11 protein-coding genes are annotated in these 13537 nt (G+C 54.0%); all 11 read right to left on the bottom strand.

Annotated elements, in window-relative coordinates; genetic code table 11:
* Positions 1 to 47: 47 nt before the first annotated feature.
* Positions 48 to 962: a UDP-3-O-acyl-N-acetylglucosamine deacetylase gene (gene lpxC / locus NF212_RS02080; protein ID WP_434358396.1), complete on the bottom strand. Its 915-nt coding sequence runs from the start codon at positions 960 to 962 to the stop codon at positions 48 to 50.
* 114 nt (positions 963 to 1076) lie between these two features.
* The gene (gene ftsZ, locus NF212_RS02075; RefSeq protein WP_434358394.1) at positions 1077 to 2267 is read right to left on the bottom strand and encodes a cell division protein FtsZ; all 1191 of its coding nucleotides are present in this window, start codon (positions 2265 to 2267) and stop codon (positions 1077 to 1079) included.
* 33 nt (positions 2268 to 2300) lie between these two features.
* A complete protein-coding gene (gene ftsA / locus NF212_RS02070) occupies positions 2301 to 3557 on the bottom strand; it encodes a cell division protein FtsA (protein ID WP_054675389.1) in 1257 nt (418 codons plus the stop codon).
* Between the two features lie 12 nt (positions 3558 to 3569).
* Positions 3570 to 4328, bottom strand: a complete 759-nt coding sequence (locus NF212_RS02065) for a cell division protein FtsQ/DivIB (RefSeq protein ID WP_434358392.1) — start codon at positions 4326 to 4328, stop codon at positions 3570 to 3572.
* A 205-nt stretch (positions 4329 to 4533) separates the two neighbouring features.
* Positions 4534 to 5997 carry a UDP-N-acetylmuramate--L-alanine ligase gene (gene murC, locus NF212_RS02060; protein ID WP_434358390.1) on the bottom strand — a complete coding sequence of 488 codons (1464 nt, stop codon included), beginning with the start codon at positions 5995 to 5997 and terminating at the stop codon, positions 4534 to 4536.
* Between the two features lie 19 nt (positions 5998 to 6016).
* On the bottom strand, positions 6017 to 7084 hold the full coding sequence (gene murG / locus NF212_RS02055) for an undecaprenyldiphospho-muramoylpentapeptide beta-N-acetylglucosaminyltransferase (RefSeq protein ID WP_434358388.1): 1068 nt from the start codon (positions 7082 to 7084) through the stop codon (positions 6017 to 6019).
* Entirely contained in the window at positions 7077 to 8267 is a 1191-nt protein-coding gene (gene ftsW, locus NF212_RS02050; protein WP_434358386.1) for a cell division protein FtsW, read from the bottom strand. Before ftsW ends, murG begins: the two co-directional genes overlap by 8 nt.
* Positions 8267 to 9616, bottom strand: a complete 1350-nt coding sequence (gene murD / locus NF212_RS02045) for a UDP-N-acetylmuramoyl-L-alanine--D-glutamate ligase (RefSeq protein ID WP_434358384.1) — start codon at positions 9614 to 9616, stop codon at positions 8267 to 8269. Before murD ends, ftsW begins: the two co-directional genes overlap by 1 nt.
* Entirely contained in the window at positions 9616 to 10698 is a 1083-nt protein-coding gene (mraY, locus tag NF212_RS02040; RefSeq protein ID WP_434358382.1) for a phospho-N-acetylmuramoyl-pentapeptide-transferase, read from the bottom strand. Before mraY ends, murD begins: the two co-directional genes overlap by 1 nt.
* Complete coding sequence (gene murF / locus NF212_RS02035) at positions 10695 to 12050, bottom strand: UDP-N-acetylmuramoyl-tripeptide--D-alanyl-D-alanine ligase (protein WP_434358380.1); 1356 nt, start codon at positions 12048 to 12050, stop codon at positions 10695 to 10697. The genes mraY and murF overlap by 4 nt, the downstream gene beginning before the upstream one ends.
* Positions 12047 to 13528: a UDP-N-acetylmuramoyl-L-alanyl-D-glutamate--2,6-diaminopimelate ligase gene (murE, locus tag NF212_RS02030; RefSeq protein ID WP_434358378.1), complete on the bottom strand. Its 1482-nt coding sequence runs from the start codon at positions 13526 to 13528 to the stop codon at positions 12047 to 12049. The genes murF and murE overlap by 4 nt, the downstream gene beginning before the upstream one ends.
* Between the last annotated feature and the right edge of the window lie 9 nt (positions 13529 to 13537).

The following is a 13537-nucleotide window of genomic DNA, read 5'->3' as shown; positions in this document are numbered from 1 at the left end:
TGAACCGATGGCTTCTCATTTCATTGAGCAGTGTACCTGCGTAAGGCTTAAGCGAGCACCATACCCGGTTGGGCAAAAGCAACAGGGGTACGCTCATCTTCGTACGTTGCCCACTCCCAGGCTTCCTGGTCAGCCAGCACTGCACGCAGAAGCTGGTTGTTCAGGGCATGGCCTGACTTGTGAGCGCGGAATTCACCGATGATGTTGTGGCCACACATGTAGAGATCGCCGATAGCGTCTAGTACCTTGTGCTTAACAAACTCCTTGTCAAAACGCAGGCCATCTTCGTTCAGGATACGGTAATCGTCCAAAACGATAGCGCAATCAAAGCTGCCACCCAGACACAGGTTTTGTGACTGGAGGTACTCGATATCACGCATAAAGCCAAAGGTACGCGCACGGCTAATCTGCTTGATAAATGACTGGCTGGAGAAGTCCATCATCATATGCTGGTCTTCACCGTCAATCGCCGGGTGATTGAAGTCAATCTTGAAATCCAGACGGAAGCCTTCAAAAGGTACCAGCTCCGCCCACTTATCTCCGTCTTCGATGCGAACAGGTTTCTTGATACGGACGAAACGCTTTGGTGCGCCCAGCGTCTCAATGCCTGCAGACTGAAGCAAGTAGATAAACGGACTGGCACTGCCATCCATAATTGGAATTTCAGGGGCATCAACTTCGATAATCACGTTGTCGATACCCATACCGGCGAGCGCAGCATTCAAGTGCTCAACAGTTGAAATACGCACGCCAGCGTCATTAACCAGCGCAGTACACAGCATGGTGTCACGCACGTTAGCCGGATCGGCAGGGAAATCCACTGCTGGCTCCAGATCAGTACGGCGATAAATAACACCTGTATTTGCGGCAGCAGGACGTAACGTCAAGGTAACTTTGCGACCTGAGTGCAAACCTACGCCTGTCGTTTTGACGATACTTTTTAGTGTACGTTGTCTCATCATCTGCTCATCTCAACTGAATTTCTAGTTTTGCGTGCAACATCAACCATTACGCTGTCACACAAAGACATCGCGCAGTCTATCACGCTGTTGGTCACAAACCAAGCAGTGCCTGTATTAATCTGCCTGCTTACGTAAAAACGCAGGGATATCCAGATAATCGTGCTCTGCCTGTGGTTTAGGCGCCACATTGCTCGCTTGCTGAGGCTGACTTACCGGTTCACGGTTAGTCACCGGAGCGGCAACATTTTGTCCTTGTTCACGATCTTGCAAAGGCTGTGCCTGTTGCATTGGCTGAGCCGGTTTTTCTACTGGTTTGTTACTCTTTACCAGTGTAATTTCCGGTTTGCGTTCGTGACCAATACCTGTGGCAACAACAGTTACACGCAGCTCATCCTGCATTTCTGGGTCGAGTGAGGTACCGATAACCACGGTCGCATTGTCAGAAGCGAATGCCTTAACAGTGTTACCTACCGTCTCAAACTCGTCCAGACGCATGTCGAAGCCGGCCGTGATGTTAACCAGAACACCGCGAGCACCCGCCAGGTCGATATCTTCCAGCAGTGGGCTGGAGATCGCCATTTCAGCGGCTTCTTCTGCACGGTCTTCACCGGTTGCTACACCGCTGCCCATCATCGCGTGACCCATTTCAGACATCACGGTACGTACGTCTGCAAAGTCCACGTTGATGTGGCCAGGTCGGGTGATCAGCTCAGCGATACCCTGAACAGCATTCCGAAGTACATCATTGGCCTTGGCAAAGGCATCAAGAAGGGTGATACCACGACCCAATACTTTCAGAAGCTTCTCGTTAGGGATGGTGATCAGTGAGTCGACGTGCTTGGAAAGCTCCTCGATACCCTGCTCAGCAAACGCCAAACGTTTCTTACCTTCAAAGCTGAATGGCTTGGTAACAACCGCAACGGTCAGAATACCCAGCTCTTTAGCAACTTCAGCAATGATAGGTGCAGCACCTGTACCTGTACCACCACCCATACCGGCTGCGATAAATACCATATCGGCACCTTCGAGCTCAGCTTTAATGGCATCTCGGTCTTCATTCGCAGCTTCACGGCCAACCTGTGGGTTTGCACCCGCACCCAGGCCTTTAGTGATACCTGCACCAATTTGGATCACAGTGCTGACACTGGTTTTACGCAGCGCCTGGGCGTCCGTATTGACGGTGATGAAATCAACACCCTCAATTGACTCGCGCACCATATGCTCAACAGCGTTACCGCCGCCGCCGCCTACACCAATGACCTTAATGACTGCATCGTCAGACATTTCCATGATCGGTTCAAACATAAGTTCTCTCCGTAGTTCCTGTTCGCATCAGGTTTAAAATTCTTTCTTAATCCAACTACTGAGCTTGCTGAATACACTTGAGACAGTGCGTTTCTGCTCAGGTTCATGATTTTCCGCTAAAATGTTGTCCCTGCCATACTGCAGCAGTCCAACTGCTGTTGCGTAATAAGGGGCCTGGACGTAATCCGTCAGACCAGTCACACCGATTGGCTGCCCAACCCGTACCTGGTTCTGTACCACCCGTTCCGCGCACTCTACCAAGCCGTGCATTTGTGATGCCCCACCGGTGATCACAATGCCAGCGGCAAGATGGTGCTTTATTCCTTCCTGGCGCAGTTTTGCCTGCACACCGAGAATTTTTTGATTTACCAAGCCCATCAGCTCGGTGCAGCGAGGTTCAATGACCTCTGCCAGTGTCTGGCGCTGCAGTGTCCGTGAAGGACGGCCCCCGACACTTGGTACGTTTACCTTGGCGTCTTTGCTGACCATTTCGCTCAGCGCACAGCCATATTTAACTTTGATTTCTTCCGCGTCACTCAGCGGTGTGCCGAAGGCATACGCTATATCGCTGGTGATTACGTTGCCGGCATACGGAATCACTTCCGCGTGACGCAGTGCACCGCCGGTCCAGATAGCCAAGTCCATGGTGCCGCCGCCGATATCGACCACGCACACGCCCAGCTCTTTTTCATCCTGGGTGACAACCGCATTGCTGGCTGACAAGCCGGAGAAAATCAGCTGGTCAACCTTGAGGTTGCAACGCTCTACCGCCTTTTCGATATTTCGAGCCGTATCGTTGTGGCAGGTAATCAGGTGAACGCTGGCCTCCATCCGGACGCCGGATAAACCAATCGGGTTTCGGATCCCCTCTTGGTAATCAATCTTGTATTCCTGCGGAATAACGTGCAGAACACGGTATTCGTCACTGATCTTTACCGATTTCGCGGTATGAATAACATTGTCTACGTCGTCTTGTGTCACCTCTTCGTCAGAGATGGTACCCATGCCGCGTTCTGTCTGGCAGTGAATATGCTTGCCTGACAGCGACAGGTAGACAGAACTGATCTGGCAATCCGCCATGATCTCAGCTTCATTGACTGCACGCTGAACTGACTTGACCACAGATTCGAGATCGTTGACACCACCCTTGTCCATACCACGTGAAGGACTGCTGCCCAGGCCGATTACATTAATCTGACCGTCTGGCAGAACTTCACTGACCAGAACCGAAACCTTTGAGGTCCCGATATCCAATCCGACAATCAGTGATTTGTCAGTCGCCTTGTTCATTAGCGCAATCTCTTATTCTTGTTCCGGGTTGTGCTTCCAGCCAACGGCAGCACCAGTGTCATAACGTAAATCAATGTATTCAATCGGCCGTCCTTTGGCTTCTATGTCCCCGAGTAAATCCCCCAGACGGTGCAGGCGGTTAGCCCTGTCAACTCGCCCAAGTTCAATCCGCGTCCCTTTGGCAGTCACCATTTTCCAGGAGCGGCGGGTATTTAGTGCAAGGCTTGCAACCTCAATGCCATAAGGCTTGAGAATGTTTTCTGCATCCAGCCATGCATCCATCACTTCTTTTTCTGTCCCCTCTGGCCCATACAGCTTAACCATGGGCTTTTGCACGTCAGAGACATTAGCCGGAAACACTTCGGCTTCAGGATCAACCAGTGCGTTGTCATTCCAAATCGCAGCGGGTTTGAATTCGGTGATAAACACCTTAAGCAGATCCGGCCATTGCTTCCTGACCGACACCTGCTTTACCCAGGGAAGTTGCTCTACAGCATGCTGGACAGCATTAACATCCTGGGTCATAAAACTCCCCAATGGGGCGAGCCCTAAAACGGCATCCCGCACTTCGGTTGAGGACACATGTTTATGCTGGCCTTCAACCACCAATTGGGATAGGGGCATTCTCTGGCCATCCGTCATCCACGAAAGCGTGCTGCTGATTCCCCAGAAAACGGCCACCAGTACGACAACCAGAAACGCCAAACCACCCCAGTGTGTCCAGGCACACGAGGATGGCATTTCTGATTGTTCAGCAGTCATTTCTGTCATGTTGTGCTGCTAACGCCCTATGTTTTCAGCAATGACCCGCTCATTTCTCTCAAGCAAAGTTGAGCGATTATAGCGTGGTCTACCCCCAATGTAAGTGCTCAATCACCGATTGAGCGGTTAAGATTCCATAAAATGACGAAAACGATTAAATTTCCACCATTACACACTGTTTTTCGCCCCCTGTCGCCAGGGGATTGAACAAAAATCAGGACAGTGCGGCCAGGGCCTCACGGTCCAATTCTGTCTTGGCCAGGTTACGGGCCAGCTTGCTGATGTCACCAGCCCCCTGTGCCAACACCAAATCACCGGCTTGAACCACATTCGCCAGTGCGGCAGGCAGTGCTTCCGGTTCAGGTACAAAAATCGGATCCAGTTTTCCACGCCCGCGAATTGTGCGGCACAGGCTGCGGCTGTCTGCACCGGCAATTGGTGCTTCACCGGCGGAATAAACATCCAGCATCAGCAGTACATCCACCTGCTCGAGCACATGGGCGAAGTCATCATAAAGGTCCCGGGTCCGGCTGTAGCGGTGTGGCTGGAATACCATCACCAGACGGCGGTCTGGCCATCCTGCACGCGCAGCCTGGATGGTAACGTCTACTTCACTTGGGTGGTGGCCATAATCGTCCACCAGCATCACATCGCCATCGTCAATGTTGAACACACCAAGCTGGTCAAAACGACGGCCAGTGCCTTCAAAGCTTGCAAGGGCAGACAGAATTGCAGCGTCATCGACATGCTCTTCTGATGCAACGGCAATCGCAGCTGATGCATTGAGTGCGTTGTGACGGCCTGGGATATTCAGTTCGATATCCAGAGCAGGTTTGTCTTTGCGGTGAACAGTGAACAGGCCGCGTTGCCCTTCCTGACGGTAATTTGAAATGCGTACATCCGCATCCTCAGAAAAACCGTAAGTGATGATCTGGCGGCCAATACGCGGCAACAGTTCACGCACCACAGGATCGTCCACACACATGACAGCCAGGCCGTAAAACGGCAGGTTGTGGAGGAAATCGACGAAAGTCTGTTTCAGGATCTCGAAGTCACCCTGGTAGGTGTCCATATGGTCGGCTTCGATATTCGTCACCACACTCACCATTGGCTGTAGGTGGAGGAATGACGCATCACTTTCATCCGCTTCGGCAATAAAGAAACGGCTGCAGCCAAGGCGTGCATTGGTCCCGGCACTTTTCACCAGGCCGCCGTTTACAAACGTCGGATCCAGCCCGGCTTCTGAGTAAATCTGGGTGATCAGGGCGGTCGTTGTCGTCTTGCCGTGGGTACCTGCAACTGCAATACCGTGACGGTAGCGCATCAGTTCGGCCAGCATTTCTGCCCGGCGTACAACAGGGACACGCATTTCCTGCGCAGCAAGCAACTCCGGGTTGTCTGCTTTGATGGCTGTGGAAACAACCACTACGCTGGCACCGGCTACGTTTTCCTGCGCATGGCCGATAAAGATGGAGGCACCTTTGGCAGCCAGGCGCTCAGTTACCGCATTTTCGCCAAGGTCAGAACCGCTGACCTTGTACCCTTCGTTGACCAGCACTTCGGCAATACCGCTCATGCCGGCACCACCGATACCGACAAAGTGAATACGTTCAACCCGGCGCATTTCCGGCACCATGGTGCGTATCTTGGCGAGCTGTTGACTGTCGAGTTTACCCATTACTACATTCCAACCAGTTTTAGTTCGCTACCGCTTTAATCGCGTCAGCAACACGTTCATCCGCGTCTGTAATTGCCTGCTGACGAGCCTTCATTGCCATCATCAGCAGTGCATTGCGGTCCAGACTGTTAACCTGTTCAGCCAGGCTGGCCGCAGTTAAATCTTGCTGTTCAATCATCATGGCTGCACCATTTACAACCAAATGGTCAGCATTAAGTGCCTGCTGACGGTCTTTGTGCATAAAAGGCACAAAAATCGCTGCCAGTCCTGCGGCAGAAAGCTCAGACACTGTCAGTGCACCTGAACGGCAGATAATCAGGTCAGCCCAGGCATAGGCTTCAGATACATCTTTGATAAATTCGGTGACCCGCGCGTCCACGCCGGCTGCTTTATAGCGAGCCTGGGTATCCGCCTCGTTACCTTTGCCTGCCTGATGCCAGATTTCAGCTTTTTCACCAAAAAGCGCCGCTGCTTCCGGCACGGTATGGTTCAGCACCCTCGCTCCCTGGCTGCCACCCATAATCAGGATGCGGACCGGGCCTACCCGCTCTGCCATCCGGACCTGCGGTTCAGCCAATGCCACCACGTCTTCCCGGACCGGGTTACCGACAACCGGTGCGTCCTTAAATGCACCAGGGAACGCCTGCATTACCCTGGATGCAATTTTTGCCAGCATCCGGTTGGTCAGCCCTGCCACGGCATTTTGCTCATGGAGGACAACCGGGATATTGTTAATCCAGGCAGCTACGCCGCCCGGGCCACTTACGTAGCCGCCCATACCAAGCACAGCATCCGGCTTCCACGCAGAAATATAACGCCGGGCCTGCATCACTGCTTTGGCGACGGTCAAAGGTGCGGTCAGTTTTCGCATCAGGCCTTGCCCAACCACACCTTTTACTTCGATAAAATCAATATCAATGCCGTGCTGCGGAACAAGGTCAGCTTCCATCCGGTCTGCTGTTCCCAGCCAACGGATTTCCCAGCCCTCTTCGCGGAGCTTTTTTGCAACGGCCAGTCCCGGGAACACATGCCCACCGGTACCACCGGCCATTACCAATAACCGTTTTGACTTCTTGGCCTCAGTCATTATTTCTCAATCTTTGGTGCGCCTGTGCCGTCGCCAGGCGGTATTCGTAATCAATGCGCAGCAGAATCGCCACTGCAGCAGACATAATAAACAAGCTGGAGCCACCATAACTGACCAGTGGCAGCGTCAGGCCCTTGGTCGGCACAATACCGGCGGCCGCGCCAACGTTAACCAGGCTCTGGAAAGCAAACCAGATCCCGATACCGAAAGAGAGGAAGCCGGAAAACAGCCGGTCATGCTCAAGGCAACGTTTGCCAATCATCAGGGCCTTGAATACCAGGGCGAACACCATCAGCAGAATCAGCGTCACGCCAACAAAACCCAGTTCTTCACCAACAACCGCAAACACGAAGTCGGTATGGGCTTCAGGCAGGTACTCAAGTTTTTGAATTGAGTTACCCAGCCCCTGGCCGAATATTTCCCCCCGGCCAAATGCCATCAATGACTGGGTAAGCTGATAGCCGCTGCCAAACGGATCTTTCCACGGATCAAGGAAGGCAGTAACACGTGCCACCCGGTAAGGCTCAGCAAGGATAGCTGCAGCGACAAGACCCACACCGGTCAGCAACAGGGCGATAAACTGCCACAGTTTTGCCCCGGCGATAAATAACATGCCAACAGTAGTGACGAACATCACAACCACGGAGCCCAGATCCGGCTGCAACAGCAGCAGGAAAGCCATAACTGCCAATACGCCGAGCGGCTTTACAAAGCCTCGGATACGCTCACGTACCTCACCATGGCGACGCACCAGGTAACCGGCCATAAACAGAAACAATGACAGCTTGGCAAGCTCTGCAGGCTGGAAGTTAATCACACCGAGTGGCAGCCAGCGAACCGCACCGTTTACCGACCGGCCAACGACCAAAACGGCCAGCAATAGGACGATAGAGCCAATCAACATAGGTCCACTGAGCTGTTGCCAGCGAAACAATGGGATACGCAGGCAGAAACACGCCAGTGCAAGGGCACCCACCAGGTAAACCCCATGGCGGATAGCAAACAGGAACGGCGCATCAGCAAGACGGGTGGCTACCGGAATGGACGCAGAGCTCACCATCACCAGGCCGGTCATCATCAGCCCGAAGGAAAGCCACACCAATTGGCGGTCATAAAGCACTGCCGGAGCCGGCGTTGCCTTGGCATTTATTTTCTCTGCCAGACCACCAATCCACTGTCGCATTACTGCATCCCCCCAGCGGCCTGGCCAGCCAAACCGGCATATTCTTTTGCCAGTTGTGCAAAGGCATCACCGCGTGCCATAAAGTTGGCAAACTGGTCGAAGCTCGCACACGCAGGGGACAGCAGTACCATATCGCCGTCTTTGACCACCCCGGCAATCTCTGCCATGGCCTCGGCCATGGTTTCAACGCGCTTGCTGGTATCAGTCAGTGGCATAAATTTGTCACCGTCTGCGCCAAAACAGTAAAGCGCCACATTAAGCTTGTCGAGCGCAGGTTTCAGGCTTGAAAAATCTGCACCCTTTCCGTCACCGCCCATGAGCAGATAGAGCTTGCCGTCCAGCTCCAGGCCATCAAGTGCTGCCAGTGTGCTGGCTACATTGGTTGCCTTGGAGTCATTCACCCAGCGTACGCCTTTACTCCTCGCCACCAACTGACAGCGGTGAGAAAGCCCGGTAAAGCTGCGGATAGCATCAAGCTGGCCTGCACGGGAAATACCGGCCGCATCGGCCAGAGCCATGGCGGCCAGGCAGTTGTACTGGTTGTGGCGGCCAACAAGGGCGACTTCATCACCGGCGATAACCGGCTCATTCCTGACGAAAAGCCAGGTTTTGCCCTCGTGCATACCAAGGCGGTATTCCGCATTACGATCGCCAAAACAAACCGTTTCCACGTCGTTGAATGGGCGGGTTTCAATCTCCGCTTCATTGCTCACAGCCAGCTCGGCATTGAGGAATATACGCTGCTTGGCGTTGTCGTAATCCGCCATGCCACCGGGATAGCGGTCCATGTGGTCTTCAGACAGGTTCAGGTAAGCCGCCGCCTTCAACTTCAGAGAAGACGTGGTTTCGAGCTGGAAGCTGGAAAGCTCGAGGACATACAGCTCATGCCCCTTGCCAAGAAGGTCCAGTGCAGCATGGCCGATATTGCCTCCGACACCGGCATTCACGCCACCAAGGCACGCCATCTCACCGGTCAGTGCTGTCACCGTGCTTTTGCCATTGGAACCGGTAATCGCTACAACTGGCGCATCGGCAGCGCGGGCGAAAAGCTCGATGTCTCCCACAATCTCAATGCCCTGTTCTGCAGCTTTGCGCAGTTCAGGGGTTGAGAGCGCAATACCCGGGCTGGCGACTACCAGGTCTGCGCCCAGCAGCCAATCCATATTCCACTCACCGGCACAGAGTTCAACATCAGCCGGCAACTGGTCCGCACCCGGCGCTGTCGCGCGGGTATCAATAACGCGAACTGTCAGCCCAAGGGGCAGACGCTTGAGGTAGTTAACGACGGAGAGCCCGGTCATACCGAGCCCTATTACCACGACACTGTTCACGCCATGCAATCCGATCATTAACGCACCTTCAATGTTGCCAGCGCAATCAGCACCAGCATCAGGGAAATAATCCAGAAACGCACAATAACGCGTGGCTCCGGCCAGCCTTTCAGCTCATAGTGGTGGTGGATAGGTGCCATACGGAAAATACGCTGGCCACGCAGCTTGTATGAACCCACCTGGAGGATAACCGAGACGGTTTCCATCACAAATACACCACCCATGACCACCAGCAGCAATTCCTGTCGCACCAGCACAGCGATGGTACCCAGCGCACCACCAAGTGCCAGCGAGCCTACATCGCCCATAAATACCTGAGCCGGATAGGTGTTGAACCATAGGAAGCCAAGGCCGGCCCCGACTATCGCGGCACAGAACACCACCAGTTCTGCAGCATACGGGATGTAAGGAATGTGGAGGTATTCAGCAAAATTAACGTTACCGGTTGCCCAGGCAATAAAGGCAAAACCGGATGCCACCATGACTGTTGGCATGATCGCCAGGCCATCCAGGCCGTCCGTCAGGTTGACCGCATTGCTGGTACCGACAATCACGAAATAGGTCAGCACGATATAGAACGCACCAAGCTGAGGCATGACATCTTTGAAAAACGGCACAACCAACTGGGTTGCCGAGGTATCCTTGCCGTGCGCATACAGGGCAAAGGCGACTACCAGCGCAATAGCTGACTGCCAGAAGTATTTCCAGCGGGCAACCAGGCCGTCGGTATTCTTGCGCACTACCTTGCGGTAATCATCCACAAAACCAACCGCACCGTAGCCAAGGAGTACCACCAACACCGCCCAGATATAAGGGTTTGACAGGTCAGCCCATAGCAGCGTGGTAACAGTGATAGCCGCTAGGATCATGATACCGCCCATGGTCGGCGTGCCACGCTTGCTGAAGTGTGATTCTGGCCCGTCGTTACGGACAACCTGGCCGATCTGCATCATCTGCAAACGTGCGATCAGGCGTGGCCCCATCCACAGGGAAATCAGCAGTGCAGTGAGGACACTGACAATCGAACGGAATGTCAGGTACTCAAACAAACGCATAAATGGCAGGTGTGCTTCAAGCAGATCTGCTAACCAGACAATCATTGTGCAGACTCCTTCAGTGCCATCACGACTTCTTCCATTTTCATACTGCGGGCACCCTTTACGAGCACGGTTATTTCTTGATCTTTCGTCATGTTCAGAACGTGTTGTATAAGTGAATCTTTATCAGTGAAGTGCTTGCCACCGGTAACCGATGTCACCGCTTCGCTGTCGGCGCCGAATGACACGACATCGTCAATATCGAGTGCAGCAATATGGTCACCCACTTCGGCATGCAAGGCGACAGACTGTTCACCCAGCTCTTTCATATCCCCCACAACCATCAGCGTCCGGCCGTCAAAGCCACCAAGCAGGTCGGCAGCCGCTTTCATTGCTGCCACACTGGCGTTGTAGGTATCGTCGATAACACGCAGGCCCGGGCGTGGCTCACTCATTGCCACCCGGCCCCCGGTGTGGCTGGTATGTGTCAGGCCGTCGGCGACGTCTTCAAGGGAGATATCCGAAACAGACATCGTAAGCGCTGCCGCTGCCAAGGCATTGGATACATTGTGCTGTCCTGCAATCGGCAGGGTTACCTCTGCTTCTCCCTGCGGGCTGACCAGTACGAAGCGGTAGCACCCACCGGCGTCCCGCTCCAGCGTTTTTGCATGGAAATCGGCATTTGTTTTGGTCGAAGAAAAGGTCACAACCCGCTTGTCTGACAGCAACTGGGCCCAGAGTGCCTCATTCATACTATCGAGGTTAACCACGGCTGCAGCGCCGCTTGCAAGACCTTCAAAAATCTCGCCTTTCGCCTTCGCCACACCTTCCAGCGAACCAAACCCTTCCAGATGTGCAGCAGCCAAGTTGTTAACCAGCGCGGCGTCCGGTTTGACAAGGGATGTGGTGTAAGAGATTTCCCCGATATGGTTGGCGCCGAGTTCAATCACGGCAAAATCGTATTCCGGGGTCAGGCGCAACAGGGTCAGCGGCACGCCGATATCGTTATTAAAATTACCGGCAGTGGCGAGCACTTTGCCCTTACGGGACAGGATGGATGCTGCCATCTCTTTCACCGTGGTTTTACCGCAGCTCCCGGTCATCGCCACGGTGGTGACATTACACTGGCTGTTGACCCATGCACCGAGTTTGCCCAGTGCCTCATGGGTATCAGACACCACGACTTGCGGTACCGGTAAATCGAGTGTTCGCGAAACCAGCAAGGCTTTAGCACCGTTTTCCACCGCACTCGCTGCAAAGTCATGGGCGTCAAAACGCTCGCCAATCAAGGCGATAAACAGGCATTGCCCCGGGCACTGGCGACTGTCAGTCGACACAGCGTCAACCGAGGTGTCCGCGCCGACCAGAAGACCGCCGAGCACTTCTGCCAATGTTGATAGGGATACGTCGATCATGCCTGACCTCCAAGCAACTGCTGAACGGTTTCCCGGTCTGAATAATGGACGGTACCGCTTGCCAGTACCTGGTAATCTTCATGCCCTTTACCGGCGACCAGAATCACATCACCCGCTTTACCATTTTCAATAGCAAAACGGCATGCCGCTGCGCGGTCATGGATAACCACCGCATCATCAGGCTTTGCCAGACCTGCCACCATATCTGCAACGATTAGTGCCGGGTCTTCACTGCGCGGGTTGTCATCTGTCAGGACTGGCCTGTCAGCCAGCTTCTCAGCAATCGCAGCCATCATAGGGCGCTTGCCGGTATCACGGTCACCGCCGCAACCAAACAGGCACCATAGTTCGCCATCACAATGGCGTCGGCTTGCGTGCAGGGCTTTCTCAAGGGCATCAGGGGTGTGAGCATAGTCGACAACCACCATAGGTTTGTCAGACGCCTGAAAAACTTCCATCCGGCCGATTACCGGGTGAAGGCCAGAAGCCGCTGCGAGCAGTACTTCCATCGAATACCCGAGGGAAAGCAGCGTTGCCAGGGACAGCAGCAGGTTGGAAACGTTGAACTCACCGATAAGCGGTGCAGTGAACGCGCCTTTGCCCCAGGATGAATCAAATTCAACAGATACGCCTTTCGCCGTGTATTCACAGCTTGTCAGCCAAAGCTTGCTGCCGGGGTGGGCTGGTTCACCAGCCATGGAAACCGCAATGGCTTCTGGCATCGCAGACAGCCAGGCGGAGCCAACACTGTCATCAGCGTTAATGATCGCGTGCCGGCATCCGTGGGAAGTGAACAGCAGTTGCTTGGCATCACCGTAAGCTTCCATGGTGCCATGGTAATCAAGGTGATCGCGGCTTAGGTTGGTAAAGATTCCTGCGTCGAAAGACAGATCCGCTACCCGGCCCTGAACCAGACCGTGGGAAGAGACTTCCATCGCGATAAAGGACGCACCCTGTGCTTTAACTTCTGCAAGCGTCTCAACAATCTCCAGGGCGCTGCCGGTGGTATTGAGAGCAGGCTTCAATTCACCCAACAAGCCATTGCCCGTAGTGCCCATTACGGCCGAGCACTCACCTGCCAGTTCTGCCCACTGGGCAGCCAGCTGGGAAATGGTTGTTTTACCGTTGGTGCCGGTGACCCCTACCAGGGTCATCCCTTCTGCCGGCTTGGCAAAGAAACGGTTAGCGATGGCAGAAAGCTTCTGCCCTAATCCATCAATATACACAACAGGTACACCGGATACGTCGTCGCAACTGCCGTGGGGCTTTTGCTCATCTGATGTAGCCAGCACAGCGGCACAACCGCTTGCTACTGCATCAGGAATAAATCGTCGGGCATCAACCTGGTGGCCTTTGACAGCCACAAAAAGATCACCGGGACGAACCTTCCGGTTATCCAGGACCATTCCGGTAATCTCTGCATCAACCTGGCAGTCTGTCCAGGGTGCAATTAATTGTTGTAATGCGTATCTCGGCATTCAAAAGCC

This window comes from Parasalinivibrio latis, assembly GCF_036825535.1.
In the GTDB taxonomy this organism is placed as follows: Bacteria; Pseudomonadota; Gammaproteobacteria; order Enterobacterales; family Vibrionaceae; genus Parasalinivibrio; species Parasalinivibrio latis.
Note: the sequence above shows the minus strand (reverse complement) of the source record. Positions and strands in the feature narration are given on the sequence as shown.

Bases quoted from the DNA above. Each gene is read 5' to 3' on its own strand.
- murF (WP_434358380.1), bottom strand. From the start codon at position 12,050: ATGATCGACGTATCCCTATCAACATTGGCAGAAGTGCTCGGCGGTCTT.
- lpxC (WP_434358396.1), bottom strand. From the start codon at position 962: ATGATGAGACAACGTACACTAAAAAGTATCGTCAAAACGACAGGCGTA.
- mraY (WP_434358382.1), bottom strand. From the start codon at position 10,698: ATGATTGTCTGGTTAGCAGATCTGCTTGAAGCACACCTGCCATTTATG.
- ftsZ (WP_434358394.1), bottom strand. From the start codon at position 2,267: ATGTTTGAACCGATCATGGAAATGTCTGACGATGCAGTCATTAAGGTC.
- ftsA (WP_054675389.1), bottom strand. From the start codon at position 3,557: ATGAACAAGGCGACTGACAAATCACTGATTGTCGGATTGGATATCGGG.
- murG (WP_434358388.1), bottom strand. From the start codon at position 7,084: ATGACTGAGGCCAAGAAGTCAAAACGGTTATTGGTAATGGCCGGTGGT.
- murC (WP_434358390.1), bottom strand. From the start codon at position 5,997: ATGGGTAAACTCGACAGTCAACAGCTCGCCAAGATACGCACCATGGTG.
- ftsW (WP_434358386.1), bottom strand. From the start codon at position 8,267: ATGCGACAGTGGATTGGTGGTCTGGCAGAGAAAATAAATGCCAAGGCA.
- murD (WP_434358384.1), bottom strand. From the start codon at position 9,616: ATGATCGGATTGCATGGCGTGAACAGTGTCGTGGTAATAGGGCTCGGT.
- murE (WP_434358378.1), bottom strand. From the start codon at position 13,528: ATGCCGAGATACGCATTACAACAATTAATTGCACCCTGGACAGACTGC.
- NF212_RS02065 (WP_434358392.1), bottom strand. From the start codon at position 4,328: ATGACAGAAATGACTGCTGAACAATCAGAAATGCCATCCTCGTGTGCC.